The 22,458-nt window shown below is 71.9% G+C and carries 20 protein-coding genes; 8 read left to right on the plus strand and 12 right to left on the minus strand.

From position 1 onward, the window contains the following. Window positions 1-6: 6 nt before the first annotated feature. The 7 genes from AB0368_RS20440 to AB0368_RS20470 all read right to left on the minus strand — a co-directional run bounded on the left by AB0368_RS20440 (window position 7) and on the right by AB0368_RS20470 (window position 10,106). Window positions 7-1,317 (minus strand): neutral zinc metallopeptidase, encoded by a 1,311-nt coding sequence (locus AB0368_RS20440; RefSeq protein ID WP_366155474.1) that lies wholly within the window; start codon window positions 1,315-1,317, stop codon window positions 7-9. Between the two features lie 29 nt (window positions 1,318-1,346). Further along, a complete protein-coding gene (locus tag AB0368_RS20445) occupies window positions 1,347-2,126 on the minus strand; it encodes a hypothetical protein (RefSeq protein ID WP_366155475.1) in 780 nt (259 codons plus the stop codon). A gap of 68 nt (window positions 2,127-2,194) precedes the next feature. Further along, complete coding sequence (locus tag AB0368_RS20450) at window positions 2,195-2,707, minus strand: hypothetical protein (RefSeq protein ID WP_366155476.1); 513 nt, start codon at window positions 2,705-2,707, stop codon at window positions 2,195-2,197. Next, on the minus strand, window positions 2,673-3,653 hold the full coding sequence (locus AB0368_RS20455) for a hypothetical protein (RefSeq protein ID WP_366155477.1): 981 nt from the start codon (window positions 3,651-3,653) through the stop codon (window positions 2,673-2,675). The genes AB0368_RS20450 and AB0368_RS20455 overlap by 35 nt, the downstream gene beginning before the upstream one ends. Continuing rightward, window positions 3,650-5,191: a plastocyanin/azurin family copper-binding protein gene (locus AB0368_RS20460; RefSeq protein WP_366155478.1), complete on the minus strand. Its 1,542-nt coding sequence runs from the start codon at window positions 5,189-5,191 to the stop codon at window positions 3,650-3,652. The genes AB0368_RS20455 and AB0368_RS20460 overlap by 4 nt, the downstream gene beginning before the upstream one ends. Then, on the minus strand, window positions 5,188-9,105 hold the full coding sequence (locus AB0368_RS20465) for a ThuA domain-containing protein (RefSeq protein ID WP_366155479.1): 3,918 nt from the start codon (window positions 9,103-9,105) through the stop codon (window positions 5,188-5,190). Before AB0368_RS20465 ends, AB0368_RS20460 begins: the two co-directional genes overlap by 4 nt. Next, the gene (locus tag AB0368_RS20470; RefSeq protein WP_366155480.1) at window positions 9,102-10,106 is read right to left on the minus strand and encodes a multicopper oxidase domain-containing protein; all 1,005 of its coding nucleotides are present in this window, start codon (window positions 10,104-10,106) and stop codon (window positions 9,102-9,104) included. Before AB0368_RS20470 ends, AB0368_RS20465 begins: the two co-directional genes overlap by 4 nt. Before the next feature lie 165 nt (window positions 10,107-10,271). On the opposite strand from AB0368_RS20470, the gene AB0368_RS20475 reads away from it, so the two are divergent. Continuing rightward, entirely contained in the window at window positions 10,272-10,829 is a 558-nt protein-coding gene (locus AB0368_RS20475; RefSeq protein WP_366155481.1) for a F420-dependent NADP reductase, read from the plus strand. A 10-nt stretch (window positions 10,830-10,839) separates the two neighbouring features. Here the strand turns inward: AB0368_RS20475 and nhaA are convergent, their stop codons facing one another. After that, the gene (gene nhaA, locus AB0368_RS20480) at window positions 10,840-12,105 is read right to left on the minus strand and encodes a Na+/H+ antiporter NhaA (protein WP_366155482.1); all 1,266 of its coding nucleotides are present in this window, start codon (window positions 12,103-12,105) and stop codon (window positions 10,840-10,842) included. A 262-nt stretch (window positions 12,106-12,367) separates the two neighbouring features. Here nhaA and AB0368_RS20485 point away from each other — a divergent pair, with 262 nt between their 5' ends. After that, a complete protein-coding gene (locus tag AB0368_RS20485) occupies window positions 12,368-12,766 on the plus strand; it encodes a hypothetical protein (protein WP_366155483.1) in 399 nt (132 codons plus the stop codon). Between the two features lie 56 nt (window positions 12,767-12,822). Here AB0368_RS20485 and AB0368_RS20490 read toward each other — a convergent pair whose 3' ends face one another. From AB0368_RS20490 to AB0368_RS20500, 3 genes are read right to left on the minus strand one after another with little or no spacing between them, the layout of a single operon-like run. Further along, complete coding sequence (locus AB0368_RS20490; protein ID WP_366155484.1) at window positions 12,823-13,773, minus strand: VWA domain-containing protein; 951 nt, start codon at window positions 13,771-13,773, stop codon at window positions 12,823-12,825. Further along, window positions 13,770-14,786, minus strand: a complete 1,017-nt coding sequence (locus AB0368_RS20495; RefSeq protein ID WP_366155485.1) for a DUF58 domain-containing protein — start codon at window positions 14,784-14,786, stop codon at window positions 13,770-13,772. The genes AB0368_RS20490 and AB0368_RS20495 overlap by 4 nt, the downstream gene beginning before the upstream one ends. Before the next feature lie 10 nt (window positions 14,787-14,796). Continuing rightward, window positions 14,797-16,014, minus strand: coding sequence for a MoxR family ATPase (locus tag AB0368_RS20500; RefSeq protein WP_366155486.1), 1,218 nt, complete (start codon window positions 16,012-16,014; stop codon window positions 14,797-14,799). Window positions 16,015-16,335: 321 nt separating this feature from the next. Here AB0368_RS20500 and AB0368_RS20505 point away from each other — a divergent pair, with 321 nt between their 5' ends. The 4 genes from AB0368_RS20505 to AB0368_RS20520 are packed head-to-tail and all read left to right on the plus strand — an operon-like array spanning window position 16,336 to window position 18,973. After that, the gene (locus AB0368_RS20505) at window positions 16,336-16,542 is read left to right on the plus strand and encodes a hypothetical protein (protein WP_366155487.1); all 207 of its coding nucleotides are present in this window, start codon (window positions 16,336-16,338) and stop codon (window positions 16,540-16,542) included. Between the two features lie 58 nt (window positions 16,543-16,600). Further along, window positions 16,601-17,104, plus strand: a complete 504-nt coding sequence (locus AB0368_RS20510; protein WP_366155546.1) for a PH domain-containing protein — start codon at window positions 16,601-16,603, stop codon at window positions 17,102-17,104. Window positions 17,105-17,148: 44 nt separating this feature from the next. Further along, window positions 17,149-18,573, plus strand: coding sequence for a PH domain-containing protein (locus AB0368_RS20515; protein WP_366155547.1), 1,425 nt, complete (start codon window positions 17,149-17,151; stop codon window positions 18,571-18,573). Between the two features lie 4 nt (window positions 18,574-18,577). Beyond that, entirely contained in the window at window positions 18,578-18,973 is a 396-nt protein-coding gene (locus tag AB0368_RS20520) for a hotdog domain-containing protein (RefSeq protein ID WP_366155488.1), read from the plus strand. 9 nt (window positions 18,974-18,982) lie between these two features. Here AB0368_RS20520 and AB0368_RS20525 read toward each other — a convergent pair whose 3' ends face one another. Beyond that, entirely contained in the window at window positions 18,983-19,921 is a 939-nt protein-coding gene (locus tag AB0368_RS20525) for a carbohydrate kinase (RefSeq protein ID WP_366155489.1), read from the minus strand. Between the two features lie 117 nt (window positions 19,922-20,038). Between AB0368_RS20525 and AB0368_RS20530 the strand changes: the two genes are divergently transcribed. Beyond that, window positions 20,039-20,713 carry a superoxide dismutase family protein gene (locus tag AB0368_RS20530; protein ID WP_366155490.1) on the plus strand — a complete coding sequence of 225 codons (675 nt, stop codon included), beginning with the start codon at window positions 20,039-20,041 and terminating at the stop codon, window positions 20,711-20,713. An 83-nt stretch (window positions 20,714-20,796) separates the two neighbouring features. Beyond that, entirely contained in the window at window positions 20,797-22,263 is a 1,467-nt protein-coding gene (locus tag AB0368_RS20535) for an aminopeptidase P family protein (protein WP_366155491.1), read from the plus strand. Window positions 22,264-22,458 lie beyond the last annotated feature (195 nt).

The following is a 22,458-nucleotide window of genomic DNA, read 5'->3' on the forward strand; positions in this document are numbered from 1 at the left end:
CGGAACTCAGCCGCCGCAGCCGTCCAGCCCCTCGAGCACACCGTCGCGGTACGCGCCGATGCGGTCGAAGGCGCTGGTCCCGGAATCGTCGCCGGCCCGGCCGAAGGCGAGCAGGGCGGCCACCGCCTCGTCGAGGTCGCCCGGTGACAGCCGGAGGGCGGCGCCCTGGTCGCGGGTGAGCAGGTCGGAGGTCCAGGTGCCGGCGAGGCAGTCCACGGTCAGCTGGCCCGCCCGGTCCTGGGTGCCGGCGCCACGCCGGGACTGCGCCGCCCGGGCGAACAGGTCACCGAGCAGCATCCCGACGGCGTTGTCGCCGATCCGCTGGTACAGCGTCGGGGCGAGCTCGGCCGTGTCGAACGCGATGAAGTCCGCGCCGGGACAGTAGAAGGCCGCTCCCCCGGCGGAGGCGTCCGGCCGCGGGCACTCCGGCGGCGAACCGGCACGGAACGGCTCGATCCGCAGCGTCTGCCACGGCTGCCCGGTCAGCTCCGGGTACGCCTTGCCCCAGTACGTCTGCGCGTCCTGGGCGAGGGAGTTGACCGCCTGGTCGTACGGCAGGTCGCCTCCGCTCGCGGCCTCCTCCTCGGTGCTGAACGGCACCTCCGTCACCGGGACGTTGCCGGCCCGGTAGCCGGCGCAGGCCTTCGCCCCCTTCTCGACGCCGTCCTGCAGAGCGCGGACGCGGTCGAAGGCGTTGCCGTGCGCCTGCGGGTTCCGCGCGGACGTGCCGGGCTGGTCGCGCAGCTGCAGCAGGCCGGCGACCGTGTTGTCGAGCTGCTCGGGCGTCACCCCGGTGAAGGCGGTCGAGCGCCCCTCGAGCACGTCGGCCGTCCAGGCCCCGGCGAAGCAGTCGGCCTGCTGTTCCAGGACGACGGTGGGCTGCTCGGTCACGCCCAGCCGGCTCTGCACGGCGTGGCCGTACTCGTGGGCCATGACGACGCCGACGAGCAGCGGCCCGAAGGCGTCCTCGAGCTGCGGAATCAGCGTCTCGGCGTCCCAGGCGACGAAGTCGCCGGCCGGGCAGTAGAAGGCGTTCGGCTGGTAACCCGCCTCCTCCCCGCCGCAGGCCGGCGGGGGATCGTCGCGGGTGTACGGGTGGTAGCCGCCGCTCACGGGCTTGAAGTTCCGTCCACGGGCCAGTTCGGGATAGGTGGCCGTCCAGAAGCGCTCGACGTCCCGCAGCGCCTTGGTGACGACGTCGCCGGACGTGCCGCGCGGCGCCGGTGAGTCGTTCTCCGGCGACTTCCACCCCACCGCGCATCCCGCGATGATGAACACGAGGACGATCAGGACCCTGCTGACCCGGTACGCGGACACGCCCCAGTTCTACCCCTATCGGCGGCCCGCTACCTTCGCCGCCCCTTGGGCTTGAAGACGAGCTCGTCCACGGGCGCTTCCCGTAGAGAGTCCACCAGCGCCGACAGTTCGGGACGAAGCGGCTCTCCCTCTTGGGCGTAGTAGGCGCTGATAAATACCATCGTCTCCCCGATGACGGTGACCGCGAGGCTGTTGCCGCTCTGGTACACGGGTCGGCCCGCCGGTGTCCGCTGCGCTGCACCGAGATTGTCGTCGAGACTCACGAGCCCATAGGGCCCGAGTCTCGCCTCCACGAGCTCAAACGCGGAGGAGTCGAGCCGATAGGTCGCCACGATCGACGTCTGGCTCCGCAAGTAACTGCTGGCCACGTTCGTCTCGCCCGGATTGAGCTCCAAAAATCGCTGTGTGAATCCGCGCGGTGGCGGACCGGGCAGATACACCGTGAAGTCGATGCCGCTGGTATCGACCTCGGAGGCCGGGATGGTCACCGGAAAGTAGTTGTCGAGACAGAGGATCCGCTCGCACGGGTACGACGCCGGGTTCGACTCGTGCCTGCTGATGTAGCTGTACTGAACATAGACCGGAATGTCGACGAGCGTGATCAGCAGGAGCAGGGCGACGACCTTCCGCCACGTGACGAACCTGTGCGCCGCCTCCGGCCGGACAGCCCTTCGCATCAGAAAGAACAACCCGTACAGGAGCGTGATGGCCACGCCGGTGGCCACGCCCAAGGGGACCAGGATCAGGGCGAGGAAGAGCGGGCCCCAGTACCAGTCCGTGAAGATCGGCCCGGCGAGCAGAGAGCTCATGGTGCCAGCCTGACACGGAGACCGCCCCAGTCCCCGACGATTCGCCGGGTATTGCCGAGCACCACGCCTCAGGCCCGCGCGAACCGTGCGGTCACCGTCATGTTCTTCGTCGCGCTGACCCAGCGCAGCTTGACGTCGGGCAGGGGCACGGGGAAGTCCCGCGGTCGCGTGGCGTTGCAGCCGGTCCAGCGGACGAACCGGTATCCGCGTGCGGGCCTGGCGTGCAGCCACATCCTCGTCCCGGCCAGGACGGTCGTGAAGCACCTCGTGCCGCAGCTGAGACCCGTCGACGCATCCGCACGGAGCACCCCCGCGCCGAGAGCCGGCCCGGAGGCGATCGTCCCGCGGCCGCCGGCCCGCCGCACGCCCATCCGGTACGTGGTGGAGGTCATGACCGAGTATTCGGTGTACTCGTGCGAGGGCCCCGTGTCCGACCCGCCATGGCCGTGGAAGAGCAGCATGCGTCCGTTGAAGATCGCGGACGTCGGATCCGAGCCGTTGTTGCCGGCGGCGAAGGCCCCGAACCGGAGCAGCGAACTGAGCCGCTCAGAGCTCGGCGTCGCCGGCGGCGCGGGCCTCATTGACGGCGGCGGTCCGGCGCTCCGCGGCACGCTGGCCGGCGTCGTCGTCGCGGGTTGCGGTGTTGCCCCGCGCCGAGCGGGCCCGGGCCGTGGCGGCCGGTGCCTGTTCACCCACCACCCCGCCGCGGATGCGGTTGTTCGCCGCCACCCGGGCGGCCGGGTTGTTGGCGGACAGGGTCAGCTGTCCGTCGATGATGGTGTCGTCGACCGTCGCCGGGCCGGTGGTGTTCGAGATGCCGACGTCGCGGCCCCAGTAGCCGCCGGACGCGCAGCCGTCGAGGCTTCCGTTCGGTCCCAGCTGCACGCCGCCGAGGTTGCCGGCGAAGGTCCCCCGCCCGCGGACCGCGCTGCCGCACACCACGCTGCCGGTGGCGCTGTTGAGCACGGAGAGCGTGCCGTCGACGAACGAGTCGTGCACGTCGGTGTAGTACGTACCGGTGCTGCTGACGTTGCCGGTGACCTGCGTCGTGCGGTCGAGACGCACCTCGCCGGAGTTCGCGGTCACGGTGCCTTCGACCGTGCTGTGCTCCACGAACAGGAAGCTGTCGATCGTGGCCGAGCCCTTGGCGCGTACGGTCACCGCGCCGCTGCGGGCGTTCCTGAGGAAGATCCCGTAGCCGCCCGAGGCGAGGTCGATCCCGCCGCCCACGGTCGTGTCGGTGGCGTCGAGGTAGCCGTCGGCCGCGACCTGGATCTCGCCGCTGAGCCGGCCGCCGGTGACGACCAGGTTCGCCCCGGCCGCGACGCTGACGTTGCCGGTGACCGTGGTGCCGGTCAGGGCGCACGACTGGCCCGCCGGGACGTACAGGTCGTTGGGCACGGTGACCGGGCCGCCGGTGCCGACGCAGTGGGTGACCAGGTCGGCGCGGGCGCCCGGAGCGGCCGCCAGCGCCGAGACGGCGACGGCGGTGCTCACGAGGGCCAGCGTGGCGACGGTACGTCTCATCGCGCTACTCCTTGTCGAGGTGGGAAGGGGTTTCCGACGTCCGAGCGGGCGGCCGCCCGGACGATGACGCCCTGCTGGCGGGGGGTGAGCAGGCCGCCGGCGACCAGCGGAGCGGTGACCGTCTCGACGTGCCGGACGAAACTGCCGTGATCGGGGTACGCGGCGTGCTCGGCGATCAGGTCGTTGATCGTGCACCCGTTCCCGGTGTCCCCGTTGGCCACGCCGGTGTCCTCGGCGCCGATGACCACCGTGGCCCGGGTGTCGGAGCCGGGGCAGGCGTCGGTACCCGGCGGCACGACCGTGAAGGCGACGGACTTCTCCGCGGCTGTGTTGCCCGCGACGTCGGTGGCCCGGTAGCGGACGGTGTGCGCACCCGTCGACGACACGACCACCGGAGCCGGGTAGGTGGTCCACGCCCCCGCGTCGAGGGCGTATTGGATCGTGGCGACCCCTGAGCCGGTGTCGGTCGCGGTGATGGTGACGGTCGCGGCGCCCCGGTACGCGCCGGCCGGGTCCCGTTCGCCGCTCACCGCCGCCGAGGTCTGCGGCGGCGTCGTGTCCTCGGCGGGCGGCGCGACGACGGTGAAGCTCACCATCTGTTCCGCCGAGGTGTTGCCGGCAGCGTCGGTGGCGCGGAAGTGCACCATGTGCGTCCCGACCACGTTCACCACCACCGGCGCGGTGTACGCGGTGAACACCCCGCCGTCGAGGTTGTACTCCACTCGGGACACCCCGGCTCCGGCGTCGGTGGCGGTCAGCGTGACTGTGGCCGTACCGATGTAATTGCCGGACGGGTCGCGGGAGCCGGACACCTGGGCGGTAACCACCGGGGGTGTGGTGTCCTCGTCGCCGGGCTCCACGATCCGGAACGGCACCGAGCCGGTCGCACTGACGTTGCCGGCCTTGTCGGTGGCGCGGAACTGCACCGCGTGGTCGCCCAGCGCGGAAACGGTCACCGGCTTCGTGTACGGCGCGAAGCCGGTGTCGTCGACCTGGTATTCGACCCGGTCCACCCCGGACCCCGCGGCGTCGGAGGCGCTGAGCGTCACGGTGGCGGAACCGAGGTAGTCGCCGGCCGTGTTGCGCTCCCCCGTGACGGCGGCGGAGACGGTCGGCGGCGTCGTGTCCGGCCCGCCGCCACCGGTGACCACCAGCTCACCGACCATGGTGCTGTGCCCGGGGATCGAGCAGAAGTAGCGGTAGCGGCCCGGCGTCAGGGTCACCGCCTGCTCGTGCCGGCCGTTGTTCGTGTCGAACGGGCTCGCGAGGATGTTGACGGTGACGTCGTGGTTGTAGCCGTCGGCGGTGGTGTCGAAGGTGAGCGTGTGCGGCATCCCGGTGGTGTTGCCGGTCGCCGCGCTGTTCTCGAAGACGATCGTGGTCGCCCCGGCCCCGGCCCCGGTCTGCGCGGGCGCGGACTTGTAGCGCGTGATGTCGTCGTCCGCGGTCCAGGTGAGGGTCTGGGCGGCGACCGCCTGGGCCGGCGCCACGAGGCTCGCGGTCAGGACGACGGCGCTGAGCAGTGCTCGCAGGATCATGGCTGGAGCTCCCGGATCCGGATGTCGCGGAACTCCATGAGGTCGGTGTCGCTGTGGTTCTGCAGGCCGAGAAAGCCGCCGGCGAACTGCCGCATGTCGGTCGGCGGGTCACCGGCGCGTGAGGACTGCTTGCCCGGCGTGTTGTCGAACTCATTGATGACCAAGCCGTTGCGGACGATCGTGTAGTGCTGGCCGGTGACCCGGACCTCGTAGTCGTTCCACTGGTTCTTCGGCGTGGCCCCCGCGTTCGCGAACGGCACCGGGTCGAAGTTGTAGATCGAGCCGGTCTTCTGCGGCTCACCGGTCTCGCCGTCGTAGAGCTGGATCTCGTGGCCGCAGTAGATCGCCACCCAGGCCGGCGAGGTCCGCGCCGAGCCGACGGTTCCGCAGCTTCCCGGCGGGCGCTGGTCCAGCGGAATGCGCGGGTCGGGGAAGCGGGCGAAGACGCCGCTGTTGGCGCGGGCGGTGCCCGGTGCCACGTCGCGGAACTGCAGCTTCAGGGAGAAGTCGGCGAACGGGCGCTGGGCGTACCAGAGCATGCCCAGGCCGCCGCCGGTCCGCAGCGAGCCGTCCGGCTGGATGGTGAACGCTCCGGGCCCGGCCTGTTCCCAGGCCCGCAGCGACTCCGCGGTGCCGTCGTAGAGGGGTTCGTACCCGTGGTGGCCCGGGCGGCCGATCGGCGACCCGGCGGCCGTACGGGTCAGCGTCCCGGCCTCCCGCCCACTGAGCACGCCGTCGCGCTGGAGCGTGTCGGTGACCGTGGTGACGTGGCGGACGAAGCTGTCGTGGTCGGGCCAGGTGCTCTCGTCGTCGATGAGGTCGTTGATCGTGCAGCCGCCGCCGGCCTGCCGGTTGGGCACGCCGGTGTCCGCGTCGCCGATCCACACCGTGCCGCGGTCGTCGGGCACCGCGCAGCCGACCGTGACGGTGGTCTGCGTCGTCGCCGTCTCACCGTCGGCGTACGTAACCGTCAGCTTCGCCGTGTACGTGCCGGTCCGGGCGTACGCGTGCCGGGGGTTCGCCTCGGTCGACGTGGCACCGTCGCCGAACTCCCAGCGGTAGGACACCCCGCCGGAGCGGGAGCCGGTGAACGCGATGGTCAGCGGCTTGTTCTGCACCGCCACGGACGATGCCGCCGGCGCGGGGGTCGGGGCACCGCCCTGGTAGGTGATCCGGATCAGCTTCTGGTTGGCGTGCAGGCTGAAGAAGCCGCCGCCGTAGTCGAGCAGGTAGAGCGCCCCGTCCGGGCCGAACTTGGCGTCCATCCAGCTCTGCAGCCGGGTGTCGCCGTTGCCGCCCGGGATGACGGCGCGCAGCGACTCGCCGAAGACCGGCGGTGCCTGGCGCGGCACCCCGGCCGGGTCGACGGTGACGGCGACACGGTTCTGGGCGTTCGACTCGTCGCCGATGAACCACTTGTCGTCCCAGTATTCCGGCCACGCCACGCCGCTGCCCGTGTCCACCAGCTCCCGGTGATACGTCGGGCCGGACATGATCGCCTGTCCCCCGCCGCGCAGGTACGGCTGGGTGTAGGTGGCGTCGGCGGCGTTGTACGTGGGCACGCCGCTGCCGTCCGTACGGGCGGGGAAGACCGGGCCGCCACCACCGGGCGAGTACCAGATCATGTTGTCGCGGGCGGGCGGGATGCCGGTCAGCCCGGTGTTACGCGGCGAGGTGTTCCTCAGGTCGTCGCAGTCGTACCAGCCGGTGAGGACGGTGGGGTCGGTGTCGCTGCGGTCGCGGTACGGCTGCCGGTTGCCCATGCAGTAGGGCCAGCCCTGGTTGCCCGCGGACGTGAGGATCGTGGCGGTCTCGTACTTGGCCGGGCCCAGCGTGGGGCTGGGCGCCGAGGCGTCCGGCCCGACCCAGCCGGCGGTCAGCCACTTGTGCACCGGGTCGATCGCCAGCCGGGCGATGTTGCGGACGCCCATCACGTAGATCTCCGGCCGGGTCTTCTCGGTGCCGGGCGGGAAGAGATTCCCCTGCGGGATCGTGTACGTGCCGTCCGGCTCCGGGTGGATCCTGATGATCTTGCCGGCCAGGTCGTTCGTGTTGCCCGCCGTACGCCGCGCGTCCTGGAACGAGACGCCCTTGTACTCGGCGGTCCAGTTGTTGCCGGAGTAGCCGCTCGAGCCCTCGGAGGAGTTGTTGTCGCCCGAGCCGACGTACAGGTTGCCGCGGTCGTCGAACGCCATGCCGCCGCCCGCGTGGCAGCAGCTGTGGATCTGCACCGGGAACTGCAGCAGGTCCTTGCGGGTGGCCTGGTCGATCGTCGCGGTGGTCCGGTCGTAGGTGAACCGGGAGATGGTCCGTTGCCCGATCCGCCGGTCCCGGTCGATCGACTCGTGCGGCATCCAGTAGACGTAGAGCCATCCGTTGGTCGCGAAGGCCGGGTCGGGCACGATGCCGAGCAGCCCCTCCTCGTTCTTCACCAGCTCGGAGCCGCTGCCCCGGTTACCCATTACGCGCAGCGTGGTGAGCAGCTTGACCTGCTTGGTCCGTGGGTCGTACGTGTGGATCGTGCCGCAGCCCAGGCCTACGTCCGGATCGGCCCAGTCGACGACCGGGCCGGTCGGGCAGGCGGCCTTGCCGACGTAGAAGACCCTGCCGTCCGGCGCGATCGTGAGTCCGTGCGGTTCGCCGATCTGGTCGAGCTCACCGGCCTTGTTGGCCGCGGTGAGCCGCTCCGCCCGGTAGTTGGCGGCGATGGTGGCCTGGCAGTCGCCGCGCTGAATGCCGGTGGTCCAGCGCAGGGCGCCGGCCAGGTGCCGGCGGAACGCGTCCTCGGCGTAGCCGGCCTCGGTATGGCCCATCCCGGTGTAGAAGGAGCGGCCGCCGTCGTAGTCACGGCACCACGACACCGGGTGGAACGGGCCGTTGGCTCCGGGACCGGGGGCGTAGAAGCGCTCCTCGACCTGGGCGAGGGTGTGCACGGCGCCGACCGGGTTGGGGTCCCAGTTGAACCAGCGGTCGGAACGTTCCACCGTCATCGGCAGCGAACGGGTGGCCGGATGCTGCCGGTCGAGGACGTCGACGACCGCCCGGCTGACCGGCGGCGGCTGCGGCTGGGTGGTCGCGCCGGTGAACAGCCGCAGGTCGGCGAGCTGGGTCAGCGGTTCGCCGCCGTTCGCGGTGATCGACAGCCGGTAGAGCGGGAACTCGCGCGGGGTGGCCACCTCGAACCGGCGGGTCTGGTAGCGCTCCGGGAACGTCTGGGCGGTGCGCCGGTCGACGTCCGTCCACTCCGTACCGTCGGTGGAGCCCTGCAGGGTCCAGTCCTTCGGGTCGCGGCCGGGGGCGTCGTTGGCCGAGGTGAGGGCGTAGCCGGTGACGGTGGTGGGCTTGCTGAGCTCGTACGTGACCCAGCCGGTCGGCGTACGGGCGAGCCACTTGGTGCTCGCGTCGCCGTCGGTCAGCTTCTCCTTGGTCTCGTTGGGCGGGTTCTCCGCGCTGGCACCCACCTTGGCGACCGGCTCGGCCAGCGGGATCGCGCCCGCCGGCCGGCTGCCGATCAGCCCGGTGAACCAGGTGGAGTCCAGCTGGGCCCCGGCGGCATCGGCGATGCCGAGGAAGCCGCCCCCGGACCGGATGTAGCCCTGCAGCGCCGTCTCCTGGTCCCGGCTGAGCGCGGCGCCGGTCGCGGAGAGGAACACCACCGCGCGGTATCCCGCCAGCCCGGCCGCGGAGAACACCGCGGGATCGCTCGACGCGGTCACCGCGACGTCGTCGGCGCTGCCCAGTTCCTCCATGGTGCGCGCCGCGCGCTCGACCGGGTCCTGCTGGTCCGCCGCGGGCCCGTGGAAGACCAGCACCCGCAACGGTTCCGGCGCTGCGACGGCCGGCGCGGCCATCGGCACGGGGCTCACGAGCAGCGCGATCGCCGCCGCGGCGGCGAGACCGGATCGACGTCTCATCCCTGGACCCCCTCGTCGTGGTGCTGGGCGTGACCGTGGAACCGGTGGATGGCCTCCTCGGCGCCGGGCGGCATGCTGCCGTCGGCGTTGCGGACGAGGAAGAGCCCGGCCATGCCGCCGTCGGAGTGGAACTGGACGTGGCAGTGGTACATCCAGACGCCCGGGCCGACGCCGTCGCCGGCCAGCACCTGGAACCCGAACGAGCTGCCCGGGTTGAGGTCCTTGTTGTCGATGACCTGGCTCGGGTCGGCGGGCCCCTCGAGCATCCCGGTGCGGTTGTCGGCCCACCGGTGCGCGTGCAGGTGGAAGGTGTGGAACGTGCCGCCGTGGCCGATGGCGATCCACTCGACCCGCTGGCCCAGGTTCGCCTCGAACATCGGGGTGTCCGGCGCCATCAGGTTGTTGATCATCATGTCGTTGAAGACGACGGTGAACTGCTTCTCCGGCAGGATGTCGCCGCGGCGCCGGACGATCAGCGCGCCGTAGAGACCCTTGGCGAGGCCCGCGGTGCCGTGGTCCGTGCCCATCGCGTGGTCGTGGTAGTGCCAGTAGCCGGCGCTGCCGGGCATGAAGCGCCGCCCCTCGGCCGCGACCATCTCGTGCGAGCGCCAGACGTACGTCCGGGTCTCGCCCGGAGCGTTGAAGGAGGCGTTGAGCGGGCTGCCGTCCGAGTCGGTGCGGTAGTCCACCCCGTGCGGGTGGATGGACAGCCGCTGGTCGGTGCGGTTGACCAGGGTGATCTCGAGGGTGTCGCCCTCCCACATCTCCAGCACGGGGCCCGGCACGGTCGCCTGGCCCGGGGCGAGGCCGTAGCCGTACCGGCCGCCCGGGAGGGCCTCGGCGTAGATGGCGATCGTGCGGGTGGCGCCGGTTGCGGCACTCGCGGGGCGCGCGGCCGGCGCGATGCCGGCGGCCACGGCCGTGGGCGCGGCCAGCCCTACCGCCCCCGCGGTCAGCAGGGAACGGCGGGACACGGCCCGGCCGACAACGTTGTCGTCCAAAGCGATCTCCATCCGGATCGGGTGGGTAGGCGACCGGACTTTTGTGCGATTGACAGCAATCTATGCATGACATCGACGGAAGTAAAGGTATGACGCTCGAAAGTGCCGGTTGTTTTCCGCCGGTTCGGCAGCGGCGGCACGCTTCGCGCGCGCACGCTGTCAGGTATGCGGATCGGAGTCATCGGGGCGGACGCGATCAGCGACACGCTCGCCCTCTGGTGGAGACAGGCGGGTCACGAGGTGGCCCTGAGCTCGCCGGCGGCGTCCGTCGCCGAGGCCGCGGAGTTCGGCGAGGCGGTGCTGTTCGCGCCGGGCTGGACGTCTGCGCACGACGTCCTGGACCGGGTGGGACACGCCCTGGACGGCAAGCCCGTGCTCGATGCCACGAACCCGGCGCGCACCCGCGGCGGGCCGCCCGTACGCAGCGGGCTCGAGCAGCTGACGGAGTGGTGCCCGGAGGCGCACTGGGTGAAGGCGTTCAACACGCTGCCGGCGGAGGTCCTGGACATCCGGCGCGGGCACGACCCGCTGCTGACCGAGTTCCTCTGCACGGACCACGCCGACGCGCGCACCACCGCCGCCCGGCTGGTACGGGACATCGGGCTGGCACCGCTCTACGCCGGCGGCGCCGACCGGGCCTGGCTCACCGAGTCCGGCCCGCTGCGGATGCGTGAGGTGGACATCAACGACGCCACGGCCGTCCTCGGGCAGGTGCTCGGCTGAGCCTGGTCCGTCAGCCCTGATAGACGTCGGGGATGTCGTCACGGTCGGCGTCGACCTGCTCCGCCTCGTGGATCCGCCGGTAGGTGCGGTTGCGCACGCGCAGGACCACGGTCGCCAGCAGGGCGGCGGTCAGCGAACCGGTCAGGACGGCCACCTTCACGTGCTCGTCGCGCGCGCTGCCGGCACCGAACGCCAGCTCGCCGATCAGCAGCGACACGGTGAAGCCGATCCCGCCCAGCACCGCCAGGCCGACGACGTCGATCCAGGCCAGCCCGGGGTCGATCCGGGCCCGGGTGAACCGCGCCGTCAGCCAGGTCGCGAGCGTGATGCCGACCGGCTTGCCGAGGATCAGGCCCAGCATGATGCCCACGGCCACCGGGTCGGTCAGCGCCGACCGCAGCCCGTCCGGTCCGCCGACCGTCACCCCGGCCGACATCAGCGCGAAGACCGGCACCGCGACGCCGGCGGACAGCGGCCGGAAGCGGTGCTCGAAGTGCTCGGCGAGGCCGGGGCCGTCGGCCCGGTCGCGGCGCACCACCGGCACCGCGAAGCCGAGGAGCACCCCGGCGACGGTGGCGTGCACGCCCGACGCGTGGACCAGCGCCCACGTCGCGAACGCCAGCGGGAGCAGCAGCCAGAAGGACCGGACCCGGCGCTGCACCAGCACGATGAACAGGCCCAGCGGCAGCAGCGCGGCGAGCAGCGGCAGCACCGACAGCCCGGCGGTGTAGAAGATCGCGATGATGACGATGGCGAGCAGGTCATCCACGACCGCGAGGGTGAGCAGGAACGTCCGCAGCGCGGACGGCAGGCAGCGCCCGATGACCGCGAGGACCGCGAGGGCAAACGCGATGTCGGTGGCGGTCGGGACCGCCCAGCCCGCGAGCTCCCCGCCCAGGTTCACCCCGGCGTAGATCAGCGCCGGTACGGCCACCCCGCCGACCGCGGCCAGGACCGGGATCGCCGCCCGCCGCGGATCGCGCAGGTCACCGGCGACGAACTCGCGCTTGAGCTCCAGCCCGGCGACGAAGAAGAAGATCGCCAGCAGGCCGTCCGCCGCCCACGAAGCCAGTGACAGGTCCAGATGCAGCGCGGCCGGGCCGACGGAGTAGCCGAGCAGGGACCGGTAGCCGCCTGCCCACGGCGAGTTGGCCCAGACCAGCGCGATCATGGCGCCGGCGAGGAGCAGCGCGCCGCCGATCGTCTCCTTGCGCAGGATGTCGGCGATCCGCCGGGCCTCGGACCACGAACCGCGACTGAGGACGTTGTAGGGCACGCTTGCTCCGATTTCCGGGGTCCGTCGATCCACTTGCCGACCAGACTTCCCGGCGCACCGCTGTCCACCCTACCGGCAGCGGCCGCCCCGCGCCGCGATCAGGGCGACTATCGCCCGGTTCACCTACGCCGTAGGCCCGCACAACCCGCTTCCGTTGTCAAGGGTTGTTTTCGGTTACTCGATCGTGTGGGATAGCCCCCTTAGTCGCCGAAGTGTCCGTTGCTGCAACGGCATCTCGGCACAACCCTGGTAAGGAAGACAATTGAATCTACGAAGCAGGGTCTTCGCGACAATCGCGGTAGCGGCCACGACCATCGCCGGCAGCGCCATTGTCGCTTCGCCCGCCATGGCCGCCCAATCGGACTGCATGCCGTATCACGGCACAGTGTGCCTGACGGACACATCCAGCTGGGGCGGCCAAGTCTGGCGGCAGACTCCCAGCCAGATCTCCGGTTGCCGGCAGCTGAGCCCCGAAGGCTTCAACAACAAGGCGAGTCTCGCGTTCAACAACACCTTCGGCGACGGCGTCTTGTTCATCTACGACACCAGCAACTGCACCGGCCGGAGCATCGGTCTCGGGTCGCAGGTGGGCACCAAATTCACCGGTGTCGACGCCTGGCTGAACAACAAGGCCAGCTCCGTTAAATTCATTCAGGCCTAAGTACAGATAAACAATGTGGCGGTCTTCTTCGCGAAGAAGACCGCCACATTCGAAGGTCAAGGCAGCCTTGAGGTCCACAGCAGGCTGGCAGCCGCTGCCATAAGGCCGAACAGCAAGGCGAATCCGGCATACCACTGGGTGATTTCCTGACTCTGCACCCGATGGCCGATCGAGGTACCGATGTCCTCGTATACCCCACGCAGTTCGTCGAGGGATGCCGCCTCGTAGAAGTGGCCGTTGGTGGCCTTCGCCAGCTCCTGCAATGACAGTCGGTCGACCGGAACCGGCTTGAGGTCGCCGGCGATGTTGGCGATGCCGGCGTCCGTGCCGAACGCGATCGTCGACACCGGCACGTTCGCCGCCCCCGCCGCCGCTCCCGCGTCCTCCACCGAGCGGCCCGACGTCCGGTAGCCGTCCGACAGCAGCAGGATGCGGGCCGGCGGCGCGCCGTTCGCGCCGTCCGCCGGGACCGAGCGGATCGCGTCCAGGGACGTGAACACCGCCTCGCCCGTCGCCGTCGCCTCGGCCAGCGTCAGGCCGTCGATTCCCGCGATCACCGCCTCGCGGTCCTTCGTCGGTGAGACCAGGACGTTCGCCGACTTCGCGAAGCTCACCAGGCCCAGGTTGTAACTCGGCGGCAGCTCCTGCACGAACGCCTTCGCCGCCTCCTGAGCCGCCTCGATGCGGTTCGGCTGCACGTCGTCGGCCTCCATCGACAGCGACACGTCGATGGCGAGCATCACCGTCGCGCGCTCCAGCGGCTCCTCGCGGTCGATCGACGGGCGGGCCATGGCGAGCGCCAGCGCGACCAGGCTCAGCAGGAACGCGCCCGCCGCCGCGTGCCGCCGCCAGCCCAGGCCCTTCGGCGCCAGCGAGCGCAGCAGATCGACGTTGGTGAACTTCATCGCGTAATGGCGTCTGCGGAACTGGCGCCAGACGTAGACGCCCAGGACCAGCAGGACGGGGAGCACGGTGAGCAGCCACCACGGCTGCAGGAAACGGATCATCGGGTGGTCCCCCGGGTGCGAGCGTGTCGTTGGGCCGCCACGAAGCGAACGATGTCGAGCAGCCAGTCGGTGTCGGTACGCAGTCTCAGATGGGCGGCGCCGGCCGCGCGCAGTGCCCGGGCTATCTCGCCCCGCTGCTGCCCCGCCGCCTCCGCGTAGCGGGCCCGCAGCGCCGGGTCGGCCGTCTGCACCTCGTGCAGCACGCCGGTCTCCGGGTCGGCGAGGGTCAGCACACCGACGTCCGGCAGCTCCAGCTCCCGCGGGTCGACGACCTCGATGGCCAGCACGTCGTGGCGTACGCCGAGCTTGCGCACGGGTCGCGCCCAGGACTCCGCCGGGGCCAGGAAGTCGGAGATGACCACGGCCACACCCCGTCGGCGCGGCGGCCGGTTCAGCATGTCGATCAGCTCGCCCAGGTCGGTGCGGCCGGGGCGGATCTCCGTACGCGCGATCGCCCGCAGCAGCCCCTGCGCCTCCTTGCGGCCGGGGCGCGCCGGCATGCGTACCACCGGAGGCGTCCGGGGGACGGCGACCGGATCCGGCCGGCGGCGGCGCCACGGGAAGCCCCCACCGGTCTCCGCCGGCACCCGGCCCGGTCCGGTGCCGACCACCGCGCCGATCCGGTTGCCGCCCCGCACGGTCAGGTGGGCCATCGCCGTGGCGGCCGCCAGGACCAGGTCACGCTTGAGGTACCGGGCCGTGCCGAAGTCGAGGCTGGCCGACAGGTCGATCGCCATCCACGTCTCCAGCTCGCGGTCGGCGACCGTACGCCGCACGTGCGGCTGCGTGGTGCGGGCGGTGACCGGCCAGTCCATCCGGCGCACGTCGTCGCCCGGCCGGTACTCCCGGCTCTCCCCCGCCTCGCTGCCCGGTCCCGGCAGCAGGCCGGCGTAGTCGCCCTGCAGGAGCCCGTCGAGCTTGCGGGTGACGAGCAGCTGGAGGCGCGAAAGGACGGCCTCGGCCCGGGCCGTGCCGGGGCCGGCGGCCGGTGGCGGGAGCTCGGCGGTGGTCACGGACCGACCGTCACTGCTGTCCCGGCCAGGCCGGCTGCTGTGGATGGTGCGGCTGCGCGCCGTACGCGGGCCCGCCGCCGGCCGGCGCGTGTCCGCCGGTCGGCATGGGCGCGCCGAACGCCGGTACGCCGCTCGCCGGGACGCCGGCCGGGATTCCGGACGCCGGCGCGTTGTGGCCGTTCCCCGCGGCCGCGTCCTGGCGCGAGGCCACCGTCGGCATCGGCACGCTGCCCATGATCCGGGCGACGATGTGGTCCGCCGGGATGTCGTCGGCGAGCGCGTCGTAGCTGAGCACGAGCCGGTGCCGCAGGATGTCGGGCGCGATGTCCAGCACGTCCTGCGGCAGCGCGTAGTCCCGGCCGCGCAGCAGCGCGATGGCCCGGGTGGCGCGCACGATGCCCAGCGAGGCACGGGGGCTGGCGCCGTACTGGATCAGCTGCGCCACGTCCGGCATGCCGTGCTGGGCCGGGGCGCGCGTCGCGAGCACCAGTCGCACGGTGTAGTCGACCAGCGCGTTGTGGACGAACACCTGGTCGGCGCGGCGCTGGAGCGCGAGCAGGTCCTCCGGGGTGAAGATCGGCTTCGGCTCGGGCGCGCTGACCCCCATCCGGTACACGATCTCGCGCTCCTCGGCGTCGGTCGGGTAGCCCACGAGGATCTTCATCAGGAAGCGGTCACGCTGCGCCTCCGGCAGCGGGTAGACGCCCTCCTGCTCGATCGGGTTCTGGGTCGCCATGACCAGGAACGGATCAGGCACCGAGTGGGTCTCGCCGCCGATCGACACCTGGTGCTCGGCCATGACCTCGAGCAGGGCGGACTGCACCTTCGCCGGGGCCCGGTTGATCTCGTCGGCGAGCAGGAAGTTGACGAACACCGGGCCGAGCTCGACGTCGAACTTCTCGCTGGACTGCCGGTAGATCCGGGTGCCGACGATGTCGGCCGGGACCAGGTCCGGGGTGAACTGCACCCGGGAGAACGTACCGCCGACCACCCGGGCCAAGGTCTCGACCGCGAGCGTCTTGGCCACCCCGGGTACGCCCTCGAGCAGGCAGTGCCCCCGGGCCAGCAGCGCGACGAACATCCGCTCGACCATCCGGTCCTGCCCCACGATGACGCGCTTGACCTCGAACATCGCCCGTTCGAGCTGCGTCGCGTCCTGCGCGGGCGGCACCGGGTTGGCGGGCTCGGTCGCACTGATCGTGCCCTCGGGCGTGGTCGGGTCGGCCACCGGTCCTCCAACAGCGTTTCGCACTTCGCGGTCGCACCGGCACGGGTGCCGGCGCAGGGTCGGCGCGGATGCCGACGCTCAAGACTTACACGACCATGCTGGGAGCGGTCGGGCAGAGCCGGATTACGCGCCGACCGCAAGGGTACGAACATGTCGATCTTTCTGCGCGATCCGCACGGACGGGCACGCTCAGTGGATAGACAGCGGGCCGGACCAGGCGTGTAACATTCAGCTCGTCGCCGGGCGACTTCCCCCGTGGTCGCCCGGCGCTCAACTCCCCTCCGCCAACGCCAGTGGATAGCCAGTGGATAGGCTGCCGGAGTGGTCGAGGAGATTGCCCCCCAGTGTTCTGCGAAGGGCTGCCGCGCGGGCGCGGCATGGGCGTTGCTGTGGAACAACCCGAAGCTGCACGACCCGGCCTACCGCAAGACCTGGCTCGCCTGCGACGTGCACCGGGAGACCCTGAGCGAGTTCCTCGGCGCCCGTGGTTTTCTGCGCGAGGTGACCGGATTTCCCCCCACGGCCTAGGCTTTCATCCGTGACCGAGCCCAGCGCACCGGCGAGCCCGACCCCCGCTGCCGTCCCGGTGACGGCCGACGAGGTCAGTGCACTCGAGCCGTGGCCGGACACCGTCGCATGGCGGCCGGTCTCCCGGAGTCTGATCACAGTGGAGCTGATCAGCCGGACCATCCTGGTGGTCGTCCTGCTCGCCGGCTGCACGGTGGGCTGGATCCTCGCCACGCACTGGGCGTGGCCCGCCGCCATGGCCGCCATCGTGGTCTTCGCGATCTGGCGGTCCATCGTGACGGTCCGGGCCGTCAAGGCCTGGGGCTACGCCGAACGCGACAACGACCTCCTGGTCCGCCACGGCCTGCTGGTCCGCCGGCTCTCCATCGTCCCGTACGCCCGGATGCAGTTCGTCGACGTGACCGCCGGCCCGCTGGAGCGCGCGTTCCGCCTGGCGACCGTCCAGTTGCACACCGCCTCGGCCGCCAGCGACGCGAAGATCCCGGGCCTGCCCCCGGACGAGGCGGCCCGGCTGCGCGACCGGCTGACCGCGCTGGGCGAGGACCGGGCCGAGGGCCTGTGACCGCCGCCGACGCCCGGCCCCAGCCGGATCCCCCGCCCGGCTCCCTGGACACGCCCGGTCCCACGGACGAGCCTCCTGCCGGGGGGCCCCCGGCCGGCGAGCCGCGCCGGCGGCTGCATCCGCTCAGTCCCCTGCTGCACGGCGCCAAGTCGATCGCGGTCATCATCGCCGCGCTGAGCTGGCAGACGCTGTCGCAGGTCGGGGTCAAGCGGTTCGCCCTGGTGGTGGCCGTGCTCGCCGCCGCCGTCGTGGTGTTCTCCCTCGTCGGGTGGCTGAACACCGGCTACCACGTCGTCGGGCGGGAGCTCCGGATCCAGGACGGGCTGCTGTGGCGGCGCAACCGGGCGATCCCGCTGGACCGGCTACAGGCCGTCGAGCTGCGGCGGCCCCTGCTGGCCCAGCTCACCGGCCTCGCCGAGCTCCGCCTGGAGGTGGTCGGCGGCGGCAAGACGGAGGCGCCCCTGGCTTACCTCAGCGTGCGGGAGGCCTCCGCCCTGCGGGAGCGGCTGCTCGCGCTGGCCGGGCGTACACCCGGGGCTTCCGGCCGGGACGTCACCGAGCCGGCGGCGGCCGCGCCCCGCGTGCCGGCCGCCGAACGCCCGCTGCTCCGGGTCGGCAACCGGGACCTCCTGATCAGCCAGCTGCTCACCCCGCAGGCGTTCTTCCTGCCGGTCGGTGTCGCCTTCGTGGTCATGCAGTTCGTCGCCGAGGGTTCGTGGACCTTCGTCGGCATCGCCAGCACGGTGACCGCGATGGCCGGCGTGATCCTCCAGCCGGTGCGCCGCGTCCTGCAGGACTGGGACTTCCGGGTGGCCCGCGACCCCGACGGCCGGCTCGCGGTCCGCTTCGGGCTGGTGGAGACGCGCAGCCAGGTCGTACCGCTGCACCGGGTGCAGTCCGTCGGCGTCACGTGGCCCCTGCTGTGGCGCCTCCAGGGCTGGCTGCACCTGCGCCTGGACGTGGCCGGGTACGCGGGCCCGCAGAACGGCGACGCCCGGCGCTCGGACCGGCTGCTGCCCGTCGGCGTCTTCGAGGCCGGCCGGCTGCTGGTCTGGGAGGTGCTGCGCGGCGTCGACCTGGCCACCCTGGCCACCGTGCCGCCGCCCGCCCGGGCCCGCTGGCTGCACCCGTTCGCGCTGCGGGCCATGGGGGTCGGCCTGACCCCGGACGTGTTCGTGTCCCGCTCCGGGCTGCTCACCCGGGAGATGACCCTGGTCCCGTACGCGAGGCTGCAGAGCGTCCGCGTCGTCCAGGGGCCGATCCAGCGGTTGCTGCGGCTGGCGAGCGTCTACGCGGACACGGCCGGGGGGCGTTCCGGCGTGGCGGAGGACCGGGACGTCAACGAGGCGTGGTGGCTCGCCGAGCAGCTCTCGATCCGCGCCCGGGTGGCCCGTGGCCTCCCCCGGCCGGCACCGGCGGCCGCGGCGGCGGCGGCGGACGACGCGTTCTGGCGGCGGCCCCTAAGCTGAGGCTATGGAGATTCCGGAGTTCGCCCCCGGTCTCAGCGCCCGGGTCGAGTTGACCGTCACCGATGCCGACACCGCCCAGTCGCTCGGCTCCGGCGACGTGCCCGTGCTCGGCACGCCGCGGGTCCTCGCGCTCGCCGAGGCCGCCACTGTCGCCGCCACGGCCCGGCAGATTCCCGGCGGGGTGACGACGGTCGGCACCCGGGCCGAGGTGGAGCACCGGGCGCCCACTCCGGTCGGGCGCCGGGTCACCGCGCTCGCCACGCTCGCCAAGGTGGACGGGCGCAAGCTGCTGTTCGACATCGTCGTCCGCGACGGCGAGGAGCTGGTGGCCGAGGTCCGCGTCGAACGGGTCATCCTCGACCGCCAGCGCTTCATCGCCAAGGCGCTGGGCGAGGGCTGACGCCTCCGCTCAGACCAGGGCGCCCCAGCGGGCGGTCAGCTCCTCCTGGGTCGGCATCGCCACCGCCCCGCCGTGGCGCTCGCACACCAGGCCCGCCACCGCCAGCGCGAACGTCACGTACCGCTGCCAGCCGGCCAGATCCGCGGGCAGCCCGTCGGCGAGCAGCCGGCGCACCAGCGCACCCATGACCGAGTCCCCGGCGCCGGTCGCGTCGACCGCGGTGACCGACGGCGCGGGCAGCATCGCCGTGCCGTCCGCCGCCGCCACGAAGGCACCCTTGGCGCCGCAGGTGACGACCGCGGCACGCGCGCCGAGCTTGAGGATGCGCTCGGCGGCCGCCGCCGGCGTCGCGCCTTTCCACAGGACCTCGGCGTCCGCGGAGCTGAGCTTGACCATGTCGGCCGTGGCGAAGTAGCCCTCGACGAGATCCCGCAGCGCGGTCACCGCCGCGGCGTCGGGCAGCAGCTTCGGGCGTACGTTGGGATCGAATACCCGCAGGGGACCCGGCACCGACCACGCCGCGCGCGCCGCCGACTGGAAGGGCTCGCGCATCAGCGCGATGGAGCCGGCGTAGAGGACCGACGCGCCCGCCACCATCTCCCGGTCGATGTCGTCGGGGCGCACCAGCGAGTACGACGGGGGTTCGCCGTAAAACTCGAAGGTGGGTTCCGCGCCCTCGAAGGTGGTGACGGCGAGGGTGGTGGGCACCGGGACGCGGATCGTCGACGCCGTGCCGACGCCGGTCTGGCGCAGGAAGGCCGCGGTCCGGTCGCCGAGGGTGTCGTTGCCGAGCGAGCCCACGTATCGCACTTCGCCGCCGAGCATGGTGGCACCGACGGCGACGTTGAGGGGCGCGCCGCCGATCGCCTGGCGGTAGATCAGCTCGCCGTCACGCTCCGTCTCCAGAAGATCGACGAGCGCTTCTCCGAGCACCACCGCATAACTCATTGTTCGATCCCTCCACGTGCCGCCGCCGTTATTCGTCAGCCTTCCGCCCGCGGCCGGAGAAAGCTAGCACCTCGCCTATGCTCGCCGGTTATAGGTATTTTTGACATACTTCGTCCCATGCGTCGCTCCCTCCCCCTCTTGGCCGTCGCCGTGGCAGCACTCGCCGGTTGCGCCGGTTCGGGCGGCACCGGGGCGGCGCACACCAGCGTCAAGCCGCCGCCCGCCGGCACACCGTGGATCGTGTCCAGCGGCATCGCGGGGCCCGGCGCCTCCGCAACCGCCGCGGCGACCGGTTCCGGCCAGGCCCCGCTCACGGTCGGCACCGCCTCCGGCACCTTCCTGCCGGCACCCGACGGCAAGCAGGCCATCACCTACGACCCCGTAGTGGTCCCGCCGGGCTCGACCGCCCAGGTCACCGTCTCGACAACCGCTCAGGGGGTACGGGTACGGCTGGCAGTCACGGGAATGGTGCCGCGCCGGGCGTACGGGGCCCACCTGCACACCATGTCCTGCACCTCGGTGCCCGACGACGCCGGCCCGCACTACCAGCACCAGGCCGACCCGTCGAAGCCGTCGGTCGACCCGGCGTACGCCAACCCGCGCAACGAGGTGTGGCTGGACTTCACGACCGACTCCAAGGGCGCCGCCACCGTCGCCTCCGAGCAGGCATGGGTGCTGGATCCCGTACGCCCGCCGCGGTCGCTGGTGGTGCACTCGCAGCTGACCCGTACCGATGCGGGAAGGGCCGGCACCGCCGGGCCGCGAGTCGCGTGCATGACCCTGCGTGGCTGAGCGGCGGCGGCCCGGACGCGATTTCCGTCGGAGGGAGGCGGTAACGTCAGGGACGGCAGCGCGGTAGACGGGAGGGGCCCACCATGGCGGAGCAGGGTGACGGCACGGCGGCGAAGACGGAGTCGCACGACCCCGACTTCCCGGAGGCGTTTCTGAGCTTCATGCGCAGCGGCTGGCGGGAGGACGCGCTCGACGTCTCGGCCCGGCCCGAGGTGCCCAACTACGCCAAACGCCGCGCCGCGCTCTCCGACGCGTTCCCCGGCGAGACGCTGATCATCCCGACCGGCAACGAGAAGGTGCGCGCCAACGACACCGACTACCCGTTCCGGCCGGGCAGCGACTTCGTCTACCTGACCGGCGACAGCGACCCGGACGGCGTGCTGGTGCTGCGCCCGAGCGGTTCCGGTCACGACGCGGTGCTCTACACCCACGAACGCAACTCCAAGGACACCGACGCCTTCTTCCGCAGCCGCAACGGCGAGCTCTGGGTGGGCCGCCGGCACACCCTCGGCGAGAAGTCGACGGAGCTCGGCATCGAGACGGCGCCTTATGCGGAGCTCGGCCGCGCCCTGGCCGACTGCGCCCCGGCGCGGACCCGGGTGCTGCGCGGGCTGGACCTGAACGTCGACCGGGCCGTGCTGGCCTACGACCCCGACCCGGCCGTCCGCCGCGACCGCGCCCTGGCGAGCGCGATCTCCGAGCTCAAGCTCGTCAAGGACGAATGGGAGATCGCCCAGCTCCAGGAGGCGATCGACGCGACGGTGCGCGGTTTCGAGGACGTCGCCCGCATCCTGCCCGCGGACCGCGCCGTCAAGGAACGCCTGCTCGAGGGCGTCTTCGCGCTGCGCGCCCGCACGGACGGCAACGACGTCGGCTACGGCAGCATCGTCGGCGCCGGCGCGCACGCCACGATCCTGCACTGGGTGCGCAACACCGGCGTCACCAAGCCGGGCGAGCTGCTGCTCATGGACATGGGTGTCGAGGCCCGCTCCTTCTACACCGCCGACGTGACCCGCACGGTGCCGGTGTCGGGCAGCTTCACCCCGCTGCAGCGCCAGGTCTACGACGTCGTGCACGCCTCCCAGCAGGCCGGCATGGACGCGATCCGGCCCGGCGTGAAGTTCCACGACATCCACCTGACCTGCATGCGCGTGCTCGCCGAGGGCCTGCACGACCTGGACCTGCTGCCGGTGAGCGTCGACGAGGCGATGAGCGAGCGGTCCACCGTGTATCGCCGCTGGACCCTGCACGGCTTCGGCCACATGCTCGGCATCGACGTCCACGACTGCTCCGCGGCGCGCAAGCAGAACTACCGCGACGGGCAGCTCGAGGAGGGCTACGTGCTCACCGTGGAACCGGGACTGTACTTCCAGCCCGAGGACGACCTGGTCCCGGAGGAACTGCGCGGTGTCGGCGTACGCATCGAGGACGACGTCCTGGTGACCCCGGACGGCTGCCGGAACCTGTCGGCCGGCCTGCCTCGCTCGTCCGCCGAGGTCGAGGCATGGCTGGCATCCCAGCGCGAGGCCGGCCCCCGCCTCCCCGACTGACGACCCGCGCCCAGGCAGTGTCCCCGGAGGCCCCGCGCCCATGTCCACCGCGGAATGCGCCCGCCGAGCGACAGCGAAGGCCAGCCAACTCAGAAGTTTCTTCACTGACGGAAGAATTTACGAGTCTGCGGTATAGGTAATCGTCACTTAACGCTGCGTCGCGACACTCCCCCAGCGGCTGTGGGACCACCCCGG

The organism is Actinoplanes sp. NPDC051475 (genome assembly GCF_040689425.1).
Classification (GTDB): Bacteria; Actinomycetota; Actinomycetes; order Mycobacteriales; family Micromonosporaceae; genus Actinoplanes.